Raw genomic sequence first — 24,980 nt, 5'->3', positions numbered from 1 at the left:
TTACCACCTATTCTTTTTGAAGTTTTGGATCTAGGAAGTCTCGTAGACCATCCCCTACAAAGTTAGCACCAATCGAAATTGAGAATATAGCTAACCCTGGGAAGGTTGATACCCACCAATTTTGAATAACCTTTGCCCCATCTGATACCATTGAACCCCACTCAGGTGTAGGCGGCTGTGTTCCTAGTCCAAGGAAGCTTAATCCAGAAAACATCAAGATTGCATTCCCTAGATCAAGTGTTGCCATAACCAGTAGTGGACCAAAGCTATTCGGTAAAATTTCTAAAAACAGAACTCGAACATGTGAAGCACCCATCACGCGCGAAGCAGTAACATACTCGCTTTCTTTTAAGGAGATAACCATTGAACGCATCAATCTTGCATAATTTGGCCACCATATAATGGCCATTGCAATTACCGAGTTTATAATACTTGGACCAAGTGCTGCTGCAATTACCATCGCTAAAATAAGTGGTGGAAATGCCATAATAAGCTCTGAGAAACGCATCATTACTTCGTCTACTTTCCCACCTTTATATCCTGCTATTCCCCCATAGAAAATACCAAAAGAAAATGCAGTTATCACAGTAATTATACCTGCTGTTAGAGAAATTCTAGAACCATACATAACACGTGAGAATACATCACGTCCCAACTCATCAGTACCAAAGAAATGTGAAAAGCTCGGTGGCTGGTATCGAATGGATAAATCTTGTACAGTTGTACTATGTGTAGCGATTAATGGTGCACAAATGACAACGATTATCCAAAATGCACAAATGAATAATCCAAGTTTAAAAAGAAATCCTTTTTGAGTGATAAAAGAGCTAAATTTTCTCATTATTTATACCTCACCCTCGGATCAATAATCCCATAAAGGATATCAATTAGTAGATTAATAACAACATAAATAAAAGCAATTAATAATGACACACCACATATAGCTGGGAAATCAAGTGAAACGGCAGATAGGTAGGCATACTGTCCAATTCCAGGCCAAGCAAAAATATTTTCAACTAGCACCATTCCACCTAGTAAATTACAAAATCCTATTCCAGCTACTGTAATGACCGGTATCATTGCATTGGAAATCGCATGTTTAACGATAATTCCAGATTCCTTCAGACCCTTAGAACGAGCTGTACGTATGTAATCCATTGACAACACTTCAAGCAAATTAGATCTTGTTTGACGAGCAATTAGTCCCATAGTAAAGAATCCTAATACCGTTCCTGGTAGAATCAAGTGCATAGCCACATCACCGAATAATTGAAAATTCCCGCTAATAATTGAATCTAGTAGAAGTAATCCTGTTCCTCCCTCAGGAGTTGTTGCTCGTGCATCAATTCGACCAGGTCCAGGCGTAATGCCTAAAACGGAGGAAAAAATATTGAGCATAATTAAAGCAAACCAAAAGCTCGGTACAGATACCCCACTAACAGAAATGGTACGAATGACATGATCAATAGCCTTATTTCTGAAAATTGCAGAGATTGTTCCAAATAGAATACCTAACACTAAGGCAATCACCATCGCTACTATCGATAATTCCAATGTTGCTGGGAAGAACTGCATTAAATCATCAAACACAGGTCTGCCTGTTCGTATTGATGTACCCAAATCACCCGTCAATAAGTGTTGGAAGTACAGAAGTAATTGACTAAAAAGCGACTGATCTAGTCCCCACTTCTCTTTAAAAGCAGCAACAATTTCAGGATTATTCATTGCACTTTGGCTCAAATTCGCAGCAACCGGATCACTCGGCACTAAATGCGAAAGAATAAAAACGAAAAGTGCCACACCAAACAATAAGAAAAGCAGAAACAATAGACGCCTAGCAATAAATCTAAGCAATTCGGATCACACTCCCAACTAGAATACAACTTCCTAGTAAATCTCAGGTAAGTAGCTACCGTATATAGTTACCTACCTACGAGTAGCTGCTTAATCATAAAAAATTATTTTGAAAGCTTTAATTCATTTAATCGTAATTTATAAAGGTCGTTGTAAGTAACACCTTCAAGGTTGGCACCTACAGCAAATGATTTAGGGTGCTGTACTAAGAATGCATATGGACTATTTTCAGCAACTATTTCCTGCATCTTCTCAGAAATTTCTGCACGTTTTGTAACATCAATTTCTACTTTCGCTTGTTCAGCTAAACTTACTAATTCTGCATTAGCTGAAGATTCCCAGTTTGCACGTTTTCCTACAATATCACCTGGAATAAATGCTAATTGATTGCTTAGATCATAGTAGTCAGGAGACCAGTGCATCACTAGGAATGGCGTTTTCCCATTTCGATAGTCTTCGATAACAACCCCAACATCTCCAGTTTGAATTTCCACATTAATATTAATTTTCGCAAGATCTTCTTTTACTTTTTCAGCAATTGTTACCCATGAAAGTCCTTCTGAATCGTAATTAGCAGCTGTTAAAGGTACTGTAAAGCCTTTTTCATACCCTGCCTGCTTCATCAATTCCTTTGCCTTTTCTAAGTTTTGATAATTATCTGGTCTAGATTTTGCGCCAACAAAACCATCTTGAACAAATGACATTGGTAATAGTGCGCCATCGCCCGCTAATAGCTGGAAGCCTTTATAATCAAGCGCGTAACGAACAGCTTGCTGAACAAGTGGGTCCGCCATTTCTTTTCCTATTTCAGTACTATTATTCATTAGTAAGAATGAAATTGTTGAAGTTGGTGAAGATACTACCTTGGCATTTCCACCCTCTTTGATGCTTTTCACTTGGTCAGGTCCAACGCTTAATGCTACGTCAATTTCACCTTTTTCAAGTGCTTTAATTTGTGTATTTGGATCCGGAATTTCTTTGATAATAACCTTACTCGCATTCACAGTACCCGTATAATTCGGATTCTTTTCAAAAACCATCTCTGTATTTGGAGTCCACTTCGTTAATACATAAGGACCACTACCTGCTGATGCCCCATCAAGGTAAGCAGTTGCTGCATCCGTTGAACTTGCATCTGCTGCATCTGAACCACCTTGTTCCTTCACAACTTTGCTATCTACAACTGCAAAGGCATTACTTGTAAGTTTTGAAAGGAATGATGCATCCTTTTCCTTAAGATTGACAACAACAGTCTTGTCATCTGGCGCTTCCACGCTAGCAACTCCTTCTGCAAGAGCAGAAGCATTGTCTTTTAAATTAATTGTACGATTAAAACTAAATACAACATCCTCTGCAGTTACAGCATTACCGCTCGAAAATTTACGACCCTCATCTAGCTTAAATGTATACACAAGCCCAGAATCATCTACCATATACTCTTTTGCAAGTGCTGGCTTTGGTGTAAGGTCTGACCCTTCCAACGTGTATAAATTCTCATATGTTGCATAGAAATAGAAATTTCCAAACACTTCATAAGCACGCGCTGGATCTAACGTTTTCCAGTCGGAAGCAACCCCAATTACGATTGTATCCGTGTTAGATGTGCCTCCAGATTCATTTGTTTTTTCTTCTTTATTGCTACAGGCGATAAGCGATAGAGCCAATACCAATAGGATGGATAGTAAAGAAAATTTTTTCATCATCTAAGTTCTCCTTTTATAATAAATTTATAGTTTTACTTTGTATGCAAATGACATGCTGCAAAGTGCTTACTATCTGTTTGAATAAAGTCAGGCTCCTGTGTTTTGCAAATATCCATCGCTACAGGACATCTTGTATGAAACCTACATCCGGCAGGCGGATTAGATGGACTTGGCACATCCCCTGTAAGAATAATCTTTTCTCGATGTTCATCACTAATATCTGGAACCGAGGACAGAAGCGACTTTGTGTAAGGATGTTGCGTTTTTTCATATAGTTGATCACGAGTAGATAATTCAACAATTTTACCTAAATACATCACTGCGACTCGGTCACTAATATGGTGAACAACACTGAGATCATGCGAGATAAATAGATAAGTAAGGTTCAATTGTTTCTGTAAATCCTCTAGTAAGTTAATGACCTGTGCTTGAATCGACACATCTAAAGCTGAGACAGGTTCGTCACACACGATAAGCTCTGGATCTAGTGCCAATGCTCTAGCAATTCCAACCCTTTGTTTCTGACCTCCTGACATTTCATGAGGATATCTATCAAGAAAACGATTTGCTAGACCAACCATATCCATTAGCTCTTTAATTTTTGCTTCACCATTTTGTATTTTATGAATTTTGAATGGTTCTAATAAAATTTGCTTAATCGTTCTACGTGGATTTAAGCAAGCAGATGGATCTTGAAAAATCAGTTGTGCCTTTTTAGCAAAATTTTTCCGTTTTGATTTTGAAAACTTTGTAATATCTTCGCCATCAAATAATATTTCAGATCCCTGGTCTGGTGTATATAGACCAAGCAATGTCCTGCCTAGTGTACTTTTACCACAGCCACTTTCGCCCACAAGACTAAATGTTTCACCCTTTTTTATCGTAAAAGAAACATCGTCCACTGCTCTAAGTAAACCTTTTTTTCCATCTGGGCTTTTAATATGAAAGGTCTTTTTTAAGTGTGAAACCTCTAAAATATTTTCTGTGCCTTTGCTGTTTGATACCGTATCTATACTATTGGAATTATTTTGTACCATTCACATCACCACCCTTTTCAGATCCGTCATAAATAAAGCATTTTACTTCACGACCATCTTCTAGTTGAAATAATGGTGGGGCTTCCAATTTACATTTCTCTGTTGCAAATTTACAACGAGGATGAAAACTGCAACCTTTTGGCATATTCAGTGCATCAGGAACACTACCTTCAATCGCTTCGAGTCTTTCCACTTTACTAGAAATTTTAGGTATGGCATTAAGCAATCCTTTTGTATACGGATGAAGAGGATCAGCAAAAACCAAATCAGTTGGACTTTTTTCAACAATTTGTCCAGTGTACATAACTACTACTTTCTCACACATTTCCTTCACAACACCCAAATCATGAGTGATCATAATAATACTCATATTCCTCTTTTTCTTTAGACTGTTCATTAAATCTAGAATTTGCGCTTGAATCGTAACATCTAATGCAGTAGTAGGCTCATCAGCAATTAATAGTTTGGTATTGCAGGCTAAAGCGATAGCTATCATAATTCTTTGTCGCATACCACCTGACATTTGATGTGGATATTCATGAAATCGCTGCTCTGGAGAAGGGATTCCTACCATTCTTAGCAATTCAATTGCTTGTTTTTTTGCCTCTTGTTTACTTACACCTTTTTCGTGAATCAAGATTGGTTCCATAATTTGCTTACCACAAGTATGTAAAGGATTAAGTGAGGTCATTGGCTCTTGAAATATCATTGATATAGAATTTCCTCTAATCTTCCGCATTTCATGAGGTGAGAGTTTTAACAAATCTAAACCATCAAAATCAATATTTCCAGTGATTTCACTATTAGCATTTTGTAAAAGTCCCATTATCGTAAGGGAGGTAACACTTTTGCCACTACCACTTTCACCAACGATTCCTAATGAACTTCCTTGGGCTAGTTCAAAGTTTAAATTATCTACTGCTTTGACAACACCTTGACGTGACTTGAATTTAATCGTCAAATCCTCCACTTTTAGTAATGTCATCAGTTTCACCTCTTTCAAAAGTATTGTTAAAAATAATTGCAAGAATAGTACTAAAAAATTAATAGATTGATAATTCCGAAAATTCAATACATTAATCTTTAGCACACAATTTGGCTTGAGGAACATTTAATTAATTATTGCTCTATTATCTAAAGCAAGTAATAGTGTATAAGTTCTTTAAATAGATCCGTTTTGAAATTCTAATATTCCTCAAGTAAATAAATCTTAAAACAACTAGATAAATTTCCTTTTTATTTATTTAACTAAAAATAACTGGAGTGATTACGGAAAGTAATACAGTCTCCTGATTTAAAGGATTTTCCCATATATGAGTGAGATTTGAAGGGAAATGTATTGCTTCTCCTTCACGCAAATAATATTCTGTCTGGTCAATAGTGAATAATACTGCCCCTTTTAGAACGTAATAAAACTCTTCACCTGGGTGTTTAAATGGTTCGTTTTCTTTTTGAAGAGGCTTTATTGTTACAAGAAATGGCTCTATTTTTCTATCTGGAAAATTATTGCTTAACCTAACATAAGTAGAATCAGAGCTTTCTATTTTAAAAGGTTTTTGATTTTGCTTTTTCACTGCGTAATTTAGATCTTCCGTCTCCTCAAAGAAATGAATCATCTTCACACCAAATGCGTCAGCAATTTTTTTTAAGGATGTGATAGCTAATGATGATGTTCCTCTCTCAATTTGGGATAAAAAACTGACGGATAATTCAGTCTTTTCACTCAATTCCTTCAAAGTCATACCTTGTTCAAACCTTAATTGCTTTATTTTTTGAAAAATTTCTTCCATAACTGAATTCCTTTCTCTTAACAGAAGAATAATTACTGTATAACCGTAATTTATTACAATCTTATCATAATTTTTAAAAATGTAAATTAAATTTTAAAATATTCTTTATATTCTTAATATAATATTTTTTTAAGATACCTTTGTAATATAGCAGCAATACTATAAAAGATTTGTTGATTTTATATAGATAATAAACGTTTAGAAGCACCAAGAATGCTGACTACTAAAGAAAAAACAAACATTTTAAACAGATGAGTGGTAATAAAGGATGGATGTATTGGTTTATAATCTATTTGAAAGAGTAGGCAGTCATAAATTATAGTGAAAACAGAATGTGGAAAAGAACAAGTTAAAAAATAATGTACTTTTCTGGTCATTGGAAGGAGTTATAGCCCTATTTTATAGCAGGTGGGTTTTAATGAAGCTGTAAAATGGTGTATGTTTAACGAAAAAATTCGATAGGCTGCAACTAGGTGAGCAGATTAAAGATGGGCTTCTAAACGAAGATTACTAATTTAAGGAGCTCGTATACACTTATACAGGAGAATTTAAATGTAAATACTGAAGTGTGAAAAGGGACACAACTACCAAGACCACATTTTACGAAAAAAAAAGAAACTATTTGATATAAATTGATCAAAATAGATTCTTTCTTTGTGAAGGATTGTTTAATTTTCATTAAAAATTCGACTACTTTCTTCTGTTGAACTTCAACAAATGCGCTCTTCAACAATTTTCTTATCTAATGTAAATGGTTTCGTAGAAGATGCTTTTGGCACAATAAAGTATACAACTGTCATATTTTATCCCCTACTATGAGTTGGCCATCTATTATAAGTATCGTAGCCATAGGAATGGGTTTGTTCTCCTTCGTTTACCTTAATTCGAATGGACATTCCATCTCCTACACTGGTATTGATAGAAAACGTGCCATTAAAAGCCCGAACCCTCTCTTGCATCCCCCTGATCCCCATTGAATCGGCAAGAATGATTTCATCCATTTTACATCCTATACCATCGTCAAAATAATTGACTTCAAAACCTTCTTTGGCTTCTAAGAGATGAATCTCAACAATGTTAGCATGCGAATGTTTCAAAGCATTATTCAATAGCTCTTGGAAAAGACGATAAATCATTAAATTTAAACGTTCATCCTCTAAATAAAGACGATCAATGGTGTAAATTAGAACAAAATCAGTTCGTTTATGAAATTTTTGGATAAGTTTTTCAAGCGCTGCATTTAAACCTAATGTATCTAATAGTGGCGGTTTTAAATTTTCACAATATCCTCTTAAATCAGTCAACGATGCAATCATATGATCATGAACTACAGAAAGATTCGTTTGAATATTTGTGTTTGTCTTTGCATGGATAACTACATGCATTTCTCTAGCAATATGGAGCTGCTCTTGTAAAATCGTATCATGAAGTTCTTGCGCTAATTGATACTTTTCTTGTTCAAATCGAAGCCATAGTAGCTTATTGAGCCACGGTAACTGATCATTATCTGCTTCCTTCATATGCTTTAATTGTTCTAAAAGTTCTTCAACCATTTTAGTATTTTCTATAAAATTATTTAAATATAAAAGCAATAATTCTAGCCATAATAATTCCTCTTCCTTTAGATAGATAGATTTATTATGATCTACGACTAGTATTCTTTTATAATTTACATCTTGGTGAATAAAAGCAATATAAAAATGCTCAGTTTTCTTTATATCCCCCAAGCGTAGTTCTTCTAGTAAAACTTCATCTATTTGATTTTGTGTATATTCTTTTGATTTGCTTAATGAAGTAACATGATGTGTTTGAAAACCATTTGTTAGTACGTCGATATGATTAATCTCAAGATGCAAAGCAACTTCTAGAACAAATTTCTCCAATAAGTCTTCAATCTTTACGACTCTTCCAATACTATCAATGGTCGTATACATTCTATGGATATAATCTCCCTTTGTTGAAAAAAGGATTTTTCGCTTATGATAATCTATTTTTTCTTTAATATAGAAAAGGGCTATTAAAGAGAAAAAGGAAAAAAGGAAAATTTCTGTCATTCTTGAAATAGCTATATCAGTTATCCAGTAGAGACCAATTAATAGCCAAACTGTAAAAGCAAATGAAAAATTAAAATAATGACGTATGCGAGTTATATAGTACTCCATATCAAATATACGTTCAGTGAGCTGTGTACATATGAAGCTGTATGGTATAAGCAACAAAAATAAGGAGCATATATCGGCAGAAATTATATATTTATGAAAAATAATTTGCGGTAAGGCAAACAAAAAAAGGAATGGTAAAAAAGGGCTAATAATGCTTAATAGAAAAATTTTCAATTGAGGGGTTTTATATTTTAAATAGCCTATCCCTAAAATACCAAAAATTATTATTAATAAAATAAAAAATAACCACAGGGTAAAAATAGAGAATAAAGTATTTGTAAATGGGTAGATGATACTAAAAATACTAAAAGAAGAAACTATAATTACAGGAAGTATATATATTATTTTAATGTTGTAGATAAATAACCATTTTAAATTCAAAAATAAAAAATAATTTCTTAAAAAGTGAATCAAAAGAACAAGACAAAGTATCATACTACTTCGATTCACAACTGTCCCAACATTATCTAACATTCCTGATGCGCCAATACTAACATAAGCCAATGATACGGTAAGAATAAACAGAATAAGTAAATTTATCAAACTCGAATTCTTTTGTTTCTTATATAAGTAGAGAGAAACAATTAAACTTAATAAAAAATAACATGCTGGTAAAAAAAATATATACAAAAATTGTTCAGGAATATCAGATGGTTCTAATTGTAAATGAATTAACTGTCCATCTTCTTGGTTCACAAACTTTAACTCTTTAGCCACTCTAATTACAGGATCATATTTAATAATATTTAGTTCATTAATATTGTTACCATTAACTTCCAAAATAATATCCCCTGCTGAAATCCTTTGCTTATTTGCCCATTCCTTATAAAATGGCTCAATTATTAACCATTGTCCATTCTCTTCTTTCAGTTTAATTCCCAAATAAGGCGTGCTATAAGTTACATATATCAAATAGCTTCCTAATATAAGATAAGTACTTATAGTAAGCCAAAGCCAATTACTTTTCAAAAAGTTTAGTGCCAAAAGCCCGTTTCTAAACATGTCTCATCCTCATCAAAGGATGTTATGATTGCCTTCTGCTCAAGCTCTGTAACACCAACTAGAGAAGCCTTATTTTCTTTTAACAATGTAAGTAGTGATGGGTTTTTTTCCAAATATTGAATCATGTTAATCATAAAATCTCCTCATTTCATTAGTTTTTATAGTTACATTTTTCGGCATAATCAATTGATTTTCAATCTCTATTAACTTTAGTATTTTACCATTCAATTTTTTATAAGGGATTAATAACCATAAATGCAACTATACTTATATTATACTTTTATTATCCAATTTATCAACATAATTTTCTAAAAATTGCTAAAATTCAATATATCGGGTGCTGATTTTTCTAAGAACAGGCTTTGTCTTCTTCATTTTTTGACAATTTAATTTTATATGTCGATATTGTAGTCTTAGAATATTTATTAAATCAATAAACCTCGATAAAAGCGCTCAAAACACGCTCTTAATAGAATTCGTGGAAGATCTTTTTTAAATATCCTTCTATTTCAACATTGATTTGTATTTTCAAAAGAATAATCAAAAATTCAAAATCTATGTTCTCAATACACCCAATCAATATTTTATCCTTCCCATAAACTCGCTCAGTCTCAAATTTCTCAATGACCTTCACTTTTAAAGATCATCTTTTACCTTAATAGTGCGAGTAACTCTTCTAATCCTTCCCCTTTATCTATTGTTAATAAAAAATCCGTTGTAGTCAGAACAATTGAGTATTGTGTCTTAAGGTTGGGATGTTTGATACCTACTTCATCTGCAATGACAATTGTTTCTTCAAACGTCAATGAAGGAAATTGTTAACAAATATCAACAAAAAATAAGAGTATTCAGTTAAATATAGTGGTATGGCTCCAAGTCATATAAGAATTCATGCTACCTATATATTAATTAAAATGTGTGTTCCTTCTCAATGATGAAACATCTGCTAACTATAGCAGCTAGCTTGAAATAGTCCTCAAATGATTTGAATATACATTTTAAAAACATCAGCAAAGGTTTTTCAAATACTACATACTCTTTTTTGGACTCTTAATGATAATGGAATAACACCAAAATGGGAGCACCTTTTTCGCTTTCCCAAAGCTCAACAAAAAAGCAGTATCCATAAGGGAAATCATTCAAATACGCTTCATCATCAAGGCAGATATTATATTTATACTTCGAATACCATTCAGACTTAACATCATTTATCGATAATAGCTCTAGCTTGCTTTTCTGCTCTGTTTGATAGTTACAGATAAATACCTGTTCTACTATGCTATTAAAAATCATTTCTCCAAGTTCCTGTGACATAGGAGTATCAGGATAAAGTTTACTTGAAACTAATGCTTCATCGTTATAAATCTGATTTTTATATTTGTCTATGAAATAGCCTTTTTTTCTCACAATGCTCAACCCTTTTTGTTTTACTTTCGTTCTAAATATTAAATTCTTATAGACATACCTGTCATTTTAAATCTGAACACTTCTCACCTACCACATCCCCAACATCTGTTCTTCTCGAAACAGATAATACTAGGATTTCTGTTAGGTTTCAAATTTCAACAGAGCTATATTAATTAAAGTATAATCATAATATAGTTGAACTTAAATAATTGCCTCTACCTAAAAAAGTTCTTATATTTAAAATTCATAAAGAAAAGGAGATTACGCAATGAGCTATGACTTAATGGTATTTGACAAGGAGCAAGCACCTAGCAATAAGGAAGCTTTTTTAAAATGGTATGATGAACAGACAAAATGGACAGAGCCACATGATTATCAAACAGTGGCTTATACAAGCCGAGCATTACAAAAATGGTATGAAGACATGACTCAGCAATTTCCCGATATGAATTTGGCATATGAGGAATTACTGGATGAAGATGAGGACGATGAGCTTGAGAGTCGTTTCACTGAATATAGTATTGGCTATGCTATTATTTATACTGCTTTTGCTTGGTCAGTCGCAGATGAAGCCTTCAACGTAATGAAAGAGCTTGCACAAAAGCATGGAGTCGGCTTTTTTAATGTGAGTGGTGATGGTGAAGTCGTCAGGTAATAAGACCTAAATAAAAGTTAACATAAAAAGGAATGCTCCACGCATTCCTCTTCTTTTGTAAACCATTATCTAGTCAAAACTGGCAGAGCTTATCAATCAAATATCGACAGCATTGCTAGCCAAATTGGCATGTTCACTCCGCATGAAGGACAGTTTGTCTCACCAGCCAAATATGGCAAATCGCGGGCTAGTCCATGTTCACCAATCGTTGTCACTTGATCCGCCAACACCGCTTGGTCCGCATCCGAAAAATTAGACACAGGTATAACTATATGGACCTCTTGTTCCTCTTCGAACACAGGGTCTTGCGCAAATGCCTGTATACACTCACCCTCTTCATTTGGCCATAAATATACATCCTGCCTGCACTCTGGACATACTGCAATGTACTCATCTCCCGACACAAATGTCATTAGCATATTCGCCACCTTGTAAGATCCCCGAAAAGCTGCATCAGCGGCAAGAATATAACGCTTTTCCACATCATCAACTGGAGCATGAGCAGCATGGATACGCACCTCTTCTCCTAATAATGCTACATCGCGAATTGCCTCTATATATCCACTATAGATGTCCTCACAGATTGATGCTCCTACATCCTCAGCGAGCTCCGCCCAAGCTATAGGATAAGGCGTCGAGTCGTTCTTGTCACGGCTTGCTTCGATGATGCCGCATGTAATAAACAAATCTCGCTGCACTTCAGGAACTTTCGTCGAACAAGCAATCTTTGCTAAATAAGGAACTGCCGCATATGTGACCGTGTAAATCGTATTCTGATGAAACAAGTATTCCTGAAAAAGCTCATCAGCCGTTTCTTGGTTGTATTCCTGCATCAACTGCTCTAGCAGCGTTGGTACGTTCTCTCCAGATCCATAGGGTCCCATCAGCTTCCCCCATGTATCGCTAGTCCATTCAAGCAAAGTAAGCGCCCCCTTGTTTCTCTTTCTGATTGTCTGCTTTCCAAAAAAGCTTCTCTTATATTCATCGATAAATATAAACATATATTTACCACATAATTAAGGTTAATCTTAAAAATTTGCACTTTTTCAAAATCTCTACATACTCAACGGGACTTTTTCCTTTGAATTTTATTAATAGATTTACTTTTGGATTTCACTCATTTTTTTAATGTTCTGTTAATAAAATAATTGCATGATACACATTTAGGGAGTAACGGGATGTAGCATATTCTTCATGGTATTCTCTTCAGCACATGCAGTTTCTACTACTTTTCTCCATTCTTCGGCTCGGAATTCATCCACAACTATGAATTTTCTAAGTGATGTAATAGACTTTGTTTTTTAATATTTATAATATTCCTCTTGTTTCTATAAGCAAAAAAATATTAAGAATAATAAATAAACAGTACTTCTATTTGTTCTAGACTATCTTCAAAAAACATCGAGTAAACTACTCTTTTTGCCTTACAACAGTCCAATATGTATTTAACATTCTGGTTGGAACAATGATTGATTTCAATAAAGTCTAACTTGGTTCACTGTAAAAAATTAGTGACCCTATTTGATAAAAGTATTGTCCTCTTTAATGCATACATGAATTACTCCAGTTCTACTGACATGTACAAGTACATCTTTTATTTCTCTATCTAAAACCTGTTCGATTGCATATCTAATTTCCCATTCCTTAACTTGACCATTAGCATTTGAAATGCTTGCATGACTAGTATGCTTGTCTTCAATGTGTATAATTATTGTCCCTTTATGTTCGTAGACTTTTACAACGCTTCCAATAAAATCAGCTGCAACTTTATCTACGTCAACTACTCCTTCATTTGTTATATCTCGAAATGTTCTACTTGAAAACTGATAGATTATAGCCATTTTATTCCCCCTCCCTGCCAAATGATGTTTATTTGTTACAACTAAAAATGCTCAGACTCAATTGTGTGCTTGGAAATACGTAGCTTGATTACTAAATTACCGTGTACAACTTTAATATTTTTGATTAATAATCCACGATGTAAAATTTCTATTAAAAATCCAAAAAATGTTTCTAATTAGAAATAAAAAAATTAGACTCAAATCTCACATCATTTGAGTCCAATCTTTTTGCGCAATGAATAACATTTGTCATGTTACATTCATAAAATAACATATCACTCTGAACAATTTCTAAACAAATTATTTGTAGATAATACAGTAAGGAATCAATTTCGCCTTGGTGTAATTGCGTCCGGATTTTGAATTGAGCATGCTAACTTAATCCACTTAGCTATGACAATAAAACAAAAACTAGAAAATATTATTGTAAGCTAGCAAAAATCAGTATAAAAATGATAAAATAGCTTAATAAAGGGGGATGCAAATATGGGGAAATTAAGCAAAAGGAATATATTATGGATTGTGCCAATTGGCATTTTAGGGGTATTTTGGTACTTTTACGGTCCACAAAAGGACATTACAGATAATGAATATATTACATACGTTAAAAACTATTCATTTGAAAACAGTCAAAAATCGTTAGAATCTGGATTGGCAAGTGCTTGTAAAAATCCATACTGGGTATATTTTGAAACACAAAAAGGGCAAAAGGTTGTAGAGTTTAAAGGAGATTGTCCAATTAGTAATAAAGAAAAGAAAGTGAATATTCAATTTTTAGCGGATAATGATATGACAAAGGTCTGGTACGGTGCAATGCTGGTTGATAATAAAATGCAGGATGAAAAGGATCGAGACAAATACCTTCTCACTCTTGCTGGTGACTAATAGTGAAAGCTCTCGTTTAAAAGCAAAACGAGAGCTTATTTAGTCCTATAGAGCTAATCAAAGGATTGTGGAAAATCGTAGAATCCATCCATCCCTAGTTAAATAGATAACCTAAAAAGCGATTCTTTATTTCACTGCTTTCCAAATGGTCCATCTATCCTTTTCAACTATCGTACTGTCAGTGTCCAATGACTGATCTATATATTGCACTAATTCCTGCAACTCTTCCTCTTCTAACTCATGTAAAATACTTCTCCCTGTTCTATTCCTAATATCCTGAAGTAATTGTACTTTGTACTCATAGACCTTTCTAGTTTCCCATAGCTTTACTTCCTGTATCTCCTTAAATCCAATTTCCTTTAGTGTTTCCATTACTTTTTTACTACTATATCTGCGCGTTATTTCATGCTCCTTTAATTTAGGGAAATACTCAAAGAAATATCCTCGTATATGACGTGCATCGCCTTTTAAAAGACAGTCTTCTGGTGTACGGTCTTGGATAATATAGATTCCATCATCCTCCAGTATTCGATACGCCTCTTGAAAACAAGCTTTTAAATCTTGGATATGATGAATTAATGCTCGTTCGAGAATTACCTGAAAGCTGCTGTTGTCTAAGCCTGTATCCAGTGCATTTCCCTGCTTAAAGGTAATATGATGATAATCCTTACAATTTTCCCTCGCCCCCACCAACATGGCCTTAGAAAAATCTACACCGATGACAGAAGTTACACCCAATTCTACTAATGCCTTAGAATAAATTCCTCCACCACATCCAATATCAGCAGCTCTAGAAATATTCATTGGCGGAACAAGCTTTTTAATAGTTTCCATCCATGAGAAATCAGCATGTCGAGTTGTATACGTTGTTCGATTGTTCATACTGTGAAAATCAATGCCCATCTTCATCACTCTTTTCGAAATTTATATGGTCAACTTGTTACTCTTATTGTAAACCTCTTCTTAACATTAAAAAAATTAATGATAATTATCATTTTCAATAAGGTAATCTTATCAAACAATACAAATTACTCATACACAATAAAAAACTCATGCAATTTAAATATAGTTGCATGAGTTGATTTTGTTATAATCAAAATATAACTGAATCTACAGACTGAATGATGTAACGTTCTAATATTCTAATTTCTTTATTTAGCTTCACAATGGCATCTTCTATTTGCTCAAAGCGTTCCCTATAACGATTGCTTCCATTTTTGGACTGCATCTTTTCTTTTAACGATGCCTGACCTAAATATAGCCCTTCTAGTAAATCTAACTTTTGAAAATAAGTTGTACTGTATTGTAATTCCATCGGTATAAAGCCCCTTACCTGTTCCTATTTTTTCTTTCCTAAAACCTAGCTTCTTATTAGCACTATAACCGAAAAATGAATCTACAAAACTACAACAATATTACTAATTAATAACCAATAAATGGTGTTAACTGAAATAATGAGCTTCATTCTTTAAGATTGAATAAGCAAATGTATCGTATGCCTTACCATTTTGGTACATATAATCTCTGAGAATTCCTTCCTGTTGAAACCCTATTTTCTTAAGTAATTGATTAGATGCCTCATTTTCTATAAATACAATAGCTCCTATTCGCGTCAGCCCTAGGTCATTAAAGCCATAAGAAATTACCTTAGTAACCGCTTCTAATGTATACCCCTTTCGCCAATAATCTGGATGAATTTCATAGCCAATTTCTGCTCGTTTATGTGTTGGTGACCAAACATTGAAGCCAATAGTTCCGATGATTCCCTTCGTCTCTTTTCTTTCTATACCCCAACGTATCCCCCTTTTTTCAGTGAAATTTTTTGAAAAAAGCATTATTAATTTTTCGGCTTGCTTAAAATCTGTAAATGGCTCCTGCCCATAATACCGTATTACTTCCTCATGAGAAAAACAGTTAAAAATACTTTTAGCATCGTCTTGTGTCAGCTCTCGTAAAATAAGTCTTTCTGTCTCTAAATTGGGAAACATATAATCCCTCCTTCTATCTCTACCGTACCATCTTCTTTAATTTGATAACTATAGTAATAATTGCTATATAACTAAAATTAAATTATACTATATAAGACTATGCACTCCTACTTCAAGCATATTAAGGTGATTACAACATGACATCCTATGAACGTATACTAATAATGGTCCCGCCTTTTCCCTAGCTACTCTATCTACTCTTTAATTAAAAAGTAGATTTTGCTTGTAGGAGGGCAATAAGTTGAAAAAACATGCAGCACCATCTTTACTTTTAATGATTGTACTTGTGGCATTCCCACAGATTAGTGAGACAATCTATTCTCCATCTCTTCCTGATATTTCACACGCATTGAATACTACAAATAGTGCCGTACAGCTCACTTTAAGTATTTATTTTATAGGGTTTGCAATAGGTGTTTTTTGTTGGGGATGGCTATCTGATTTTATTGGACGTAGACCGGCAATGTTAGGCGGTTTAATTTTTTATGGAATTGGCTGTTTTATGTGTTTTTACGCAGAAACGATAACTTTTCTATTGGTTAGTCGATTTATACAAGCTTTTGGAGCAGCAACTGGCTCTATTATTACGCAAACGATTTTACGAGAAAGTGTTTCTGGCAGTAAAAGACATGCGATGTTTGCACAAATTTCTGCCGTCATTGCCTTTACCCCTGCAGTGGGACCACTTATTGGTGGTTGGGTCGATCAGGCACTTGGCTTTAGAGCCGTATTCTTTGTGCTCGTTGTAATGAGTATATTGCTATTTATCTACACCTATTTGAGACTTCCTGAAACAACAGATATATCAACAAGAAAAAGAATCGCTATTTATCCGGTTGTAAAGCGCATTCTTTCATCTCCTAAAGTTCTTGTTTTTGGCTTGTTGATTGGTGGCATAAATGGTGTGTTATTCAGTTACTATGCTGAGGCGCCTTTTATTTTTATAGAACATTTTCATATATCGCCTGGTCTCTATGGATTTCTTGGGATTTTTGTGGCACTTGCCTCTATTATTGGGGCAATGATATCTAAAAGACTCGTCGTCAATTATAAGCCAGAAAAAGTTATCCATCTTGGCTGCTATGTGATGATTGCTGGCGCCTTTTTACAATTAATCGTTAGTATATTACCATTCTCTAATCATGTACTATTTAGTAGCATATTAGGTACTATTTTTATTCTGTTATTAGGCGCAGGTATTGCTTTGCCTAATTGCTTAAGTTTAGCTCTTGTCAGCTTTCAAGATGTAATTGGAACAGCAGGTGCTATTTTCAGCTTAGGCTATTACCTGCTGGTGAGTCTCATAACGTCTGGCATGAGCCTCTTGCATAATGGTTCCTTGCTTATAATGCCTCTATATTTTGTGATTTTAACCATGCTTATGTTATTATTCGGAAGAAAATATATTGTTTAAATATAGTAGCGGGCATATTTAAGCATTAGTACTTCCACTATAGGCCACCCTATACTTTTTGGGTGGCTTTCCTATTTACTGAAAATAGTAATCCACTACCTCCTCAGCAGATTGAAAAACCGTATTACCCTGCGTCTTATAAATAAATTTCGGAGACGTACAGGCTTTCTCAAGACTTTTGGCTTTTTTTAATTTATCCGTCATCTGCTCGATAATTTCTGAGTAGCCATCAAGATTATTGGAAATCTTCGGCATCATGGAATGTGTAATATCTAAAACTATGGATACTTGATCCTCTGCATAATTATTTAAATTAATGAAAAAGCACTCCTCTAGATTTTTCGAATGCTTATCAACATTGATAACAGCCTCTTGGTATTTAGCAATAAATCCAGTCGATGTTTTAGTAATAGTAAAGCCCTGTTCCGTTAATTTCTTATCCATAGCATCTAAAAATTTATTAACTTCCTCGTCCATTTTAGGCGTTACCGTTGACTGTATTAAATCATCACAAGTCTGATAAATAGTATCAACCTCTGCTTGCTTTTCAACAAGTAATTTAAAATTTGACATTGAATACACACGAAATCTCCCCTTTTTTATAAGTTGGACATTCGGGCGTTTTTTTAGTCATCTTTTGCGATATTTTTACAGTAAATATGTAATAGGAGCGTATAACAATGTCCATTAGAAATTCAATGAAAGCAATCATCATAGAAAATGATAAAATTTTACTAACAAAAAATCAGGATACAGATGGCATCTTCTATCTTTGCCCTGGGGGTGGACAAGAGCATGGAGAAACGTTTCACACAGCATTGAAAAGAGAATGTATTGAAGAAATTGGCTATTCAGTTACCATAGGAGAGCTTCTTTTTATTCGTGAGTATATCGGAAAAAACCACGAACATGCAGCATCCGATGGTCATGTACACCAAGTCGAATTTTATTTTCTATGTCACTCAATAGATCAAACACAATCTCCAACAAATCCTGATTGTTATCAAATTGGCGTTGAATGGGTACCTATTGAACATCTTTTAGAATATCGAATATATCCAAAGGAATTAATACCCTATCTACAACAATTTGCTACAGGGAAAAAATCCACCATCTATCTAGGGGATATTAATTAAAATAAGGCTGTCGAAACAATTAGACAGCCTGATTTTGTGCTAATCAAGTAATTTTACCATTGTATAATAGCTACTACCAGGTGGGTAATCTTTTATTTCACCAACAACCTGGTAGCCTCTTTGCTCATAAAATGTACGTGCTTGAAACTCATATGTAGTTAACAATGCTCTTGTTGCACCCATTTCCTTGGCTGTTTTTTCTGCTTTGTCTAATAACTGCCCACCGATACCTCTTCCACGGTAATCTTTACTAAACCAAAACTTATTAATTTCAACCCATCCCCAATAAACCTCTGCCGTGATACCACCAATCCATTGTTGCTTGTTGTCAGTGACGATAAGATTTAATGGAAGAATAGAATCCTTTTGTCTGCTTTCCTGATGGAATAGTGAATGTTCATCATTATATTCGCGAATTTTGGTATTTAAAAAATTAGTGAAATCATCATGCTTTTCTTGTAAAATTTCTACTTGATAGTCCATCCAATTCTCCTTTCAATCCTGGTAACGCTTCATTAACTTATCTTGATGCGCGTTGAAAATTTCTTCTAAGGAAATATCATATTTATTAGCGATTACAATAATATTCCCTAAAACATCTCCAAGCTCCTCTATTAACTCTTGTTTATTTTCTTCATATGATTGAATCTTTTCATCTGGTCTGTCTCTACCAATTTCTAAGGCTCGAATAGCTCTTGCCACTTCTCCTGTTTCTTCAGCGAGAAAACCTATGCGGGTAAAAATATTCAATTCAGACCATCCACGCGTATCATAGTATTCTTTTATCCATTGCTGAAATTCATTTAATTTCATTTTTCAGACCTCCATTTCTTTCCTCACAAAATTAAATTATACTATATTATGAAGCTTCTATCAGTGGACAGTTTTTCTCGCTAGAATAGAGCGAAATACAGGTAGTTTTTTACTTTTGTTATATTTTGAAATATTCCCTGTTTAATCGGATGAAACAATCAAATGTGATTTGGAGGAGCTATTATGAATAGTATTGCAGTATTTTGTGGATCAAGTATTGGTGCTTCAGAGATCTATCGTGAAGGGGCTATTCAACTAGGTAAGGAATTAGCCAAGCGACAAATTACCTTAATTTATGGTGGAGCCAGTGTTGGAATCATGGGTACAGTTGCAGATACAGTTTTGCAGGAAGGCGGTAAGGTCATTGGCGTTATTCCTACACTACTGGAAGAACGAGAAATTTCACATAAGCATTTAACAGAGCTGATTGTGGTCAATACAATGCATGAACGAAAAAGCAAAATGATGGAGCTAGCTGATGGCTTTATCGCATTACCTGGTGGACCTGGTACATTAGAAGAGTTATTTGAAGTATTTACATGGAATCAAATTGGTCTTCATCAAAAGCCATGTGGCATTTTGAATATTCATCATTATTATGATTTACTTATTACGTTCTTTGACCATATGCAGAATGAGCAATTTTTACAAGCGCATAATCGTGATACATTGCTAGTTGATGACAATGTAGCGGCACTCTTAAATAAATGCGCTGCCTATGTGCCACCCGCAGTTAAAACATACCAGCTTTCAAAATAAAACTATTACTGCATGGTATTTATTTTTTTACCATGCAGTTCACCCCTCAAAAAGTCAGCATAGGTATTTCCCCTATCACTTCATCTACTACGCAATTCTTTATCCTATACTTCTTTACGATTTTTCACTGCCACTACTGCAATAATAACCATGATTAGCTTCACCACCAGTATAAATATGTAAATGCTAAACGATATAATGGCAGGCAGTAACACTAGCCACCAAGACCATGTAATAACGTCTGTAAGCTTTAACACAATAAAAACAACTGTTAAGACTTCTGCAATTCCCACAATGTCCCCACCAATCGACTTTAAATTTTTCCCTACAAAAGTAAGCTACTATTAACTATTATACAACGATTAAAAAACATACCATACTATGTTAACTTTTTGAAAAAAACGGAACCTTTTCGCTGGTAAATCGTATAGATATTGGAAACATAATTTCAGTCATAAAGGAGACAACCAAAGATGAAAAAACCGTTTAAAAAAACTTGGATGATGGCTTCAGCATTAACATTAGGATTAGCTGTAATGACACCACTTCAGGCAGGAGCTACATCTGTGCTAACACCCAACAATGCTACAGTTCAAATGGAACAACAAATTACGGGGACAATTACAGATAATTATGGAGATGGGATCAATCTTAAAGGAAAAGATGGGAAGAATTACTTTATTAGCTTCTATAAATTTTCTAAGGAACAATTAGAAAAAATAAATTTAGTAGAGGGACAAGAAATCTCAGTAGAAGGTTCCATTGTTGACAGTTATTCTGATTTTTACACTTTTGAAGTTTATAAAAGAGATCTACCAAAAGAAATCACAGCTGAAGATCTAGCAAAATTAGAAAAGTTATTTAATGAGATTAAAAAACTTCAAAAAGAAGCAAGTGTGCTTGAAGATACTTCTACAGAAGAGGCAGAAAAGAAGTACGATGTGATTGCTAAAATCTATGAAGATATGTATAAAATCACAAAGCCTTACATCTTAGCTAACTGGGAGCCTCAATCCTTTGATGAGTATGTACAAGAGTTTGGATTTAGTGAAAAAAATATCATCATTGAAGCTGAGGACCAAAAACAGCTTAAGGCAATTTATGATGAATGGGTAAAGCTTGAAAAAGCTGGTATTGAAGAAGACAAGGCAAATGAAAAATTTGACGCATTTTATACAATTCTTCAACCTTATTTAGATAAACTTTATCCGCCACAAACTTTTGAAGAATATATAGAAGACATTGAGTTAGATATTCCTGCTGAAACGTTAGCCAAGCTAAAAACAATCTATGTGGATGCTCAAAAGGCAGAAAAAGATGAAAATGCTGAACTGTCCGAAAAGCTATGGGCTGAATTTTATACTATTATGGATGAATTCTATACTCCACAAACATTTGAAGAATACATGGCTGACTTTGCCTTCGAGGTGAGCGAGGCTGATCAAAAACAATTAAAACAGCTTTATGAGGAAATCCTAGCCCTTGATGATAAGGTAGAACAAGAAAAAATTGATGCCAAATGGGACGCTTTTTATACGATTTTAGATCCATACTTTAAAGCAAACGAAGACATTCTTATCTCTGCTTCTAAGCTAACAATTAACGGTCAGGTTTACATTCCTCAATAATTGAAAATCACCTTAACGTATCTTTCTAATTGTGTTTTTTTCTTAACCTGGTAGTGTTATGTTCCTGTGGGAAAGGGAGTGAATTGCATCTATAAATTTCGAGTAAGAAGATGGCTAAACTTACATGCTGAAAAAGATATCATAGTAACAAGTGAGCATTATAAAAGATTAGGCGAAATAGGGTTAATAAAAATAATTATAATGGGGTCATACAAGGGAAAAAAGATTTCCTTTGATCCTGAACTGTTTGAAATACTCCCCTCCTTCCCTTCAGTCGATGCTGAATCATTGGCCAAATTAGCTCAGGACTTTACAGAAATGCTAAGAGATAATTATGAAAGAGGAAATAAAAAACCAACTCATTACATTTAAAATACAGGTATTTTAAAAAATTCCTAGCTACTTGTTTTCATAGATAGCTAGGAATTTTTTCTTTTCCCCTGTAAATTTTCTTCACTCCAGCCTGTTCCATTTCAATCAAAAAGCTTTCGAGAAAAAATTCCCTAATTTTTTTCACAAGATAAAACTTTTTGCAATGGAAATACGTCTAATAATTGGTAATACCAGTTGAACAAAAGGAGACATGTTGATGAGAAAACCACTTAGAAAAACTTGGATAATTGCTTCTGCACTTACATTAGGAATGGCTGTTTTCACACCACTACAAGCTGGAGCAACATCACAGGAAACAACAAAAGATGTGACGATCCAAATCGAACAGCAAATTAAGGGAACTATTAAAAATATTGTAGGAGACGGCATCAATGTAAAAGGCAAAGACGGTAAAAATTACTTTATTGGTTTTCATAAATTTTCTGAGGATCAAATTGAAAAAATGAACTTAGTCGAAGGACAAGAAATTACTGTAGAAGGAAGTGTATTAAAAGATTATGCTGAATTCTATACATTTGAAGTTTATAAAAAAGGCTTACCTAAAGAGGTAACAGCTGAAGATTTTAAGAAATTGGAAAGCATGTTTACTGAAATCAAAAAATTTGAAAAAGAAGAGAAGTATGATGAAGTAGAAAAGATGTATGCTGCAATGGAGAAAATCACCAAGCCCTATGTATTAGCTAGCTGGCAGCCGGTATCCTTTGAGCAGTATTTAGATGAATATGGATTTAGTGAGAAAAATATCGTGATTAAGGCTAGTGAGAAAAAGCAGCTAAAAGGGATTTATGAAGAATGGGTAAAGCTTGAAAAAGCAGGTAAAGAAGATAAAGCTCAAGAAAAAATGGATGAATTTTATAAAATCTTGCAACCATATTTAGATGAGCTATATCCACCAACTCCTTTTGATGAGTACATGGAGAGTATGGAAGTAGACATTCCTGCTGAAGTTATGACAAAACTAAAAACAATTTATGAAAAAGCTCAAAAGGCAGATAAAGACAACAATATGGAGCTATCCGATCAGCTATGGGGAGAATTCTATGAAGTCATTAACCCATATTTTAAGCCAATTCCATTTGAGGAATTTATCGCTGATTTTGATTTTGAAATCCGTGCAGCAGATAAAAAACAATTAAAAATACTATATGAAGAAGCAACAGCTCTTGATAAAGATGGAAAACTGGAGCAATCTGAAGCAAAATGGGATGCTTTATACAAAATAGTAGATCCCTACTTCCTAGAAAATAAGGAAATTTTAATCTCCGCTTCAAAGCTTACTTTTAAAGGTCAAACATATCTTCCGCAATAGATACACGAAAGGGAGGAATCTCTAATGTCAGATTCCTCCCTTTGTTTTTTAAAGTGTAGACTATTGCTGTGATAGCCCCATAGCGTGTAGCATCGTTGTAAATTTCGCAGAGATTTCATTATATTCACTATCCTGCTCAGAGCTACTGACAATGCCTGCCCCTGCAAATAATGTAATATCCCTATTATTGATTTCAGCACAACGAATCGTAATAACCCATTCCCCATCGCCTTTCTGATCCATATAGCCAACAATTCCAGTATAATAGCCTCTATTAAAGGGCTCCACTTTCTGTATAAACTCTAATGAAGTCTTTTGTGGTGCCCCGCAGATAGCTGGTGTAGGATGTAATAACTGTGCTACATCCAATACTGTCGTAGTATCATTTCTTATTTTTCCCTTTATGATAGTGGATAAATGCATCATTGTATCTGTATAAAGAATAGCAGGTTTTTCATTATACGCTATATCACATAAATAAGGTTGCAGTTTCTCACAAATATAATCCACAACAATTTTATGCTCATGTAAATCTTTTTCTGCATGTAGTAGCTCATACTCAATAGCCTTATCTTGTACCATATCAAAGGTTTTTTTACGTGAACCAGCTAAGGGATTAATCGTTACAATATTCCCTTCCTTTTTCACAAGTAGCTCTGGGCTAGCTCCTATCAAATTTTGAGCGTTGTCTAGGGCAATAGAAAAAATATAGCCTTGTTTATTTTTGTGTAGTAAATTCGTTAACCATGCTGTGATTGGTGGTTCCGTTTGTAATCGATATTTTAATGATCTTGCTAGCACAACTTTGTCAAAATGTTGCCTATTAATGGAGTGTATTGCTTCTTGAACCATTTCGTTAAATTGAGGTCTGCTAGGTAAATCAATGCTGTCTTCTATTGACAAGGACTGGGTTGCAGTCTGTAAATCATCTATCAAAATGGAGTGCTGGTAATTTCCAAAGGAATCTGGAATAATAATTGTTGCTTTACTACGTTGATCAAATGGGATTGCACCAATAATCATCGGTGCATTATATCGCTTTTGAAGTGCCCTAATTTCCTCTGTGAGGGTTGTAGAATCATTATTGGCCAATTGAAGTCTTTTTTGTTCCCCATTGAATATCAATAATCTTTCAGGCGTCTTCAAAAAGGTATCCTTGTTGTTAAAATGATAAAGGATGTCAGATAGTTTTATTTTTTCCATA

General features: G+C 34.2%; 26 protein-coding genes. 7 read left to right on the top strand and 19 right to left on the bottom strand.

What is annotated here, in order from left to right:
* Positions 1-7: 7 nt before the first annotated feature.
* From AC1RNS_RS09160 to AC1RNS_RS09120, 9 genes are all read right to left on the bottom strand, one after another.
* A complete protein-coding gene (locus AC1RNS_RS09160; RefSeq protein WP_492992070.1) occupies positions 8-841 on the bottom strand; it encodes an ABC transporter permease in 834 nt (277 codons plus the stop codon).
* Positions 841-1,854 (bottom strand): ABC transporter permease, encoded by a 1,014-nt coding sequence (locus AC1RNS_RS09155; RefSeq protein ID WP_492992068.1) that lies wholly within the window; start codon positions 1,852-1,854, stop codon positions 841-843. The genes AC1RNS_RS09160 and AC1RNS_RS09155 overlap by 1 nt, the downstream gene beginning before the upstream one ends.
* Before the next feature lie 104 nt (positions 1,855-1,958).
* Positions 1,959-3,557, bottom strand: coding sequence for an ABC transporter substrate-binding protein (locus tag AC1RNS_RS09150; protein ID WP_492992067.1), 1,599 nt, complete (start codon positions 3,555-3,557; stop codon positions 1,959-1,961).
* Between the two features lie 32 nt (positions 3,558-3,589).
* A complete protein-coding gene (locus AC1RNS_RS09145; RefSeq protein WP_492992065.1) occupies positions 3,590-4,594 on the bottom strand; it encodes an ABC transporter ATP-binding protein in 1,005 nt (334 codons plus the stop codon).
* Positions 4,581-5,579: an ABC transporter ATP-binding protein gene (locus AC1RNS_RS09140; RefSeq protein ID WP_492992064.1), complete on the bottom strand. Its 999-nt coding sequence runs from the start codon at positions 5,577-5,579 to the stop codon at positions 4,581-4,583. Before AC1RNS_RS09140 ends, AC1RNS_RS09145 begins: the two co-directional genes overlap by 14 nt.
* 259 nt (positions 5,580-5,838) lie before the next feature.
* On the bottom strand, positions 5,839-6,384 hold the full coding sequence (locus AC1RNS_RS09135) for a helix-turn-helix domain-containing protein (RefSeq protein ID WP_427538166.1): 546 nt from the start codon (positions 6,382-6,384) through the stop codon (positions 5,839-5,841).
* Positions 6,385-7,187: 803 nt separating this feature from the next.
* Positions 7,188-9,548, bottom strand: coding sequence for a sensor histidine kinase (locus AC1RNS_RS09130; protein ID WP_492992063.1), 2,361 nt, complete (start codon positions 9,546-9,548; stop codon positions 7,188-7,190).
* Positions 9,521-9,682: a competence pheromone ComX gene (gene comX / locus AC1RNS_RS09125; protein WP_283872189.1), complete on the bottom strand. Its 162-nt coding sequence runs from the start codon at positions 9,680-9,682 to the stop codon at positions 9,521-9,523. The genes AC1RNS_RS09130 and comX overlap by 28 nt, the downstream gene beginning before the upstream one ends.
* A gap of 916 nt (positions 9,683-10,598) precedes the next feature.
* Complete coding sequence (locus AC1RNS_RS09120) at positions 10,599-10,955, bottom strand: hypothetical protein (RefSeq protein WP_492992060.1); 357 nt, start codon at positions 10,953-10,955, stop codon at positions 10,599-10,601.
* 268 nt (positions 10,956-11,223) lie between these two features.
* On the opposite strand from AC1RNS_RS09120, the gene AC1RNS_RS09115 reads away from it, so the two are divergent.
* Entirely contained in the window at positions 11,224-11,610 is a 387-nt protein-coding gene (locus AC1RNS_RS09115) for a hypothetical protein (protein ID WP_492992059.1), read from the top strand.
* Between the two features lie 92 nt (positions 11,611-11,702).
* Here AC1RNS_RS09115 and AC1RNS_RS09110 read toward each other — a convergent pair whose 3' ends face one another.
* Positions 11,703-12,530: a hypothetical protein gene (locus AC1RNS_RS09110; protein ID WP_492992057.1), complete on the bottom strand. Its 828-nt coding sequence runs from the start codon at positions 12,528-12,530 to the stop codon at positions 11,703-11,705.
* Between the two features lie 597 nt (positions 12,531-13,127).
* Positions 13,128-13,451: a DUF1827 family protein gene (locus AC1RNS_RS09105; protein WP_492992056.1), complete on the bottom strand. Its 324-nt coding sequence runs from the start codon at positions 13,449-13,451 to the stop codon at positions 13,128-13,130.
* A 486-nt stretch (positions 13,452-13,937) separates the two neighbouring features.
* Between AC1RNS_RS09105 and AC1RNS_RS09100 the strand changes: the two genes are divergently transcribed.
* Entirely contained in the window at positions 13,938-14,336 is a 399-nt protein-coding gene (locus AC1RNS_RS09100; protein ID WP_492992054.1) for a glucosamine 6-phosphate synthetase, read from the top strand.
* A gap of 126 nt (positions 14,337-14,462) precedes the next feature.
* Here AC1RNS_RS09100 and AC1RNS_RS09095 read toward each other — a convergent pair whose 3' ends face one another.
* From AC1RNS_RS09095 to AC1RNS_RS09085, 3 genes are all read right to left on the bottom strand, one after another.
* A complete protein-coding gene (locus AC1RNS_RS09095; RefSeq protein ID WP_492992053.1) occupies positions 14,463-15,239 on the bottom strand; it encodes a methyltransferase domain-containing protein in 777 nt (258 codons plus the stop codon).
* A gap of 190 nt (positions 15,240-15,429) precedes the next feature.
* Positions 15,430-15,651, bottom strand: a complete 222-nt coding sequence (locus AC1RNS_RS09090; RefSeq protein WP_492992051.1) for a hypothetical protein — start codon at positions 15,649-15,651, stop codon at positions 15,430-15,432.
* 127 nt (positions 15,652-15,778) lie between these two features.
* Positions 15,779-16,324: a GNAT family N-acetyltransferase gene (locus AC1RNS_RS09085; protein WP_492992049.1), complete on the bottom strand. Its 546-nt coding sequence runs from the start codon at positions 16,322-16,324 to the stop codon at positions 15,779-15,781.
* Between the two features lie 241 nt (positions 16,325-16,565).
* Between AC1RNS_RS09085 and AC1RNS_RS09080 the strand changes: the two genes are divergently transcribed.
* A complete protein-coding gene (locus AC1RNS_RS09080) occupies positions 16,566-17,738 on the top strand; it encodes a multidrug effflux MFS transporter (protein ID WP_492992048.1) in 1,173 nt (390 codons plus the stop codon).
* Between the two features lie 75 nt (positions 17,739-17,813).
* Here the strand turns inward: AC1RNS_RS09080 and AC1RNS_RS09075 are convergent, their stop codons facing one another.
* Positions 17,814-18,311 carry a hypothetical protein gene (locus AC1RNS_RS09075; protein WP_492992136.1) on the bottom strand — a complete coding sequence of 166 codons (498 nt, stop codon included), beginning with the start codon at positions 18,309-18,311 and terminating at the stop codon, positions 17,814-17,816.
* A gap of 107 nt (positions 18,312-18,418) precedes the next feature.
* Here AC1RNS_RS09075 and AC1RNS_RS09070 point away from each other — a divergent pair, with 107 nt between their 5' ends.
* Entirely contained in the window at positions 18,419-18,874 is a 456-nt protein-coding gene (locus AC1RNS_RS09070) for an NUDIX domain-containing protein (RefSeq protein ID WP_492992046.1), read from the top strand.
* Between the two features lie 39 nt (positions 18,875-18,913).
* Here AC1RNS_RS09070 and AC1RNS_RS09065 read toward each other — a convergent pair whose 3' ends face one another.
* Positions 18,914-19,357 (bottom strand): GNAT family N-acetyltransferase, encoded by a 444-nt coding sequence (locus AC1RNS_RS09065; RefSeq protein ID WP_492992045.1) that lies wholly within the window; start codon positions 19,355-19,357, stop codon positions 18,914-18,916.
* A 12-nt stretch (positions 19,358-19,369) separates the two neighbouring features.
* Positions 19,370-19,687: a MazG nucleotide pyrophosphohydrolase domain-containing protein gene (locus AC1RNS_RS09060; protein ID WP_492992043.1), complete on the bottom strand. Its 318-nt coding sequence runs from the start codon at positions 19,685-19,687 to the stop codon at positions 19,370-19,372.
* Between the two features lie 183 nt (positions 19,688-19,870).
* On the opposite strand from AC1RNS_RS09060, the gene AC1RNS_RS09055 reads away from it, so the two are divergent.
* Complete coding sequence (locus tag AC1RNS_RS09055; RefSeq protein ID WP_492992042.1) at positions 19,871-20,446, top strand: LOG family protein; 576 nt, start codon at positions 19,871-19,873, stop codon at positions 20,444-20,446.
* Between the two features lie 104 nt (positions 20,447-20,550).
* Here the strand turns inward: AC1RNS_RS09055 and AC1RNS_RS09050 are convergent, their stop codons facing one another.
* Positions 20,551-20,739, bottom strand: a complete 189-nt coding sequence (locus AC1RNS_RS09050; RefSeq protein ID WP_492992040.1) for a transmembrane Fragile-X-F protein — start codon at positions 20,737-20,739, stop codon at positions 20,551-20,553.
* 180 nt (positions 20,740-20,919) lie between these two features.
* Between AC1RNS_RS09050 and AC1RNS_RS09045 the strand changes: the two genes are divergently transcribed.
* Together AC1RNS_RS09045 and AC1RNS_RS09040 are read left to right on the top strand one after the other, a co-directional pair.
* Positions 20,920-22,074 carry a hypothetical protein gene (locus AC1RNS_RS09045; RefSeq protein WP_492992039.1) on the top strand — a complete coding sequence of 385 codons (1,155 nt, stop codon included), beginning with the start codon at positions 20,920-20,922 and terminating at the stop codon, positions 22,072-22,074.
* 589 nt (positions 22,075-22,663) lie between these two features.
* The gene (locus tag AC1RNS_RS09040; RefSeq protein ID WP_492992038.1) at positions 22,664-23,776 is read left to right on the top strand and encodes a hypothetical protein; all 1,113 of its coding nucleotides are present in this window, start codon (positions 22,664-22,666) and stop codon (positions 23,774-23,776) included.
* 60 nt (positions 23,777-23,836) lie between these two features.
* Here AC1RNS_RS09040 and AC1RNS_RS09035 read toward each other — a convergent pair whose 3' ends face one another.
* Entirely contained in the window at positions 23,837-24,979 is a 1,143-nt protein-coding gene (locus AC1RNS_RS09035) for an isochorismate synthase (RefSeq protein ID WP_492992037.1), read from the bottom strand.
* Position 24,980: the final 1 nt, after the last annotated feature.

The organism is Lysinibacillus sp. GW821-FHT14F06, from assembly GCF_058803665.1.
Note: the sequence above shows the minus strand (reverse complement) of the source record. Positions and strands in the feature narration are given on the sequence as shown.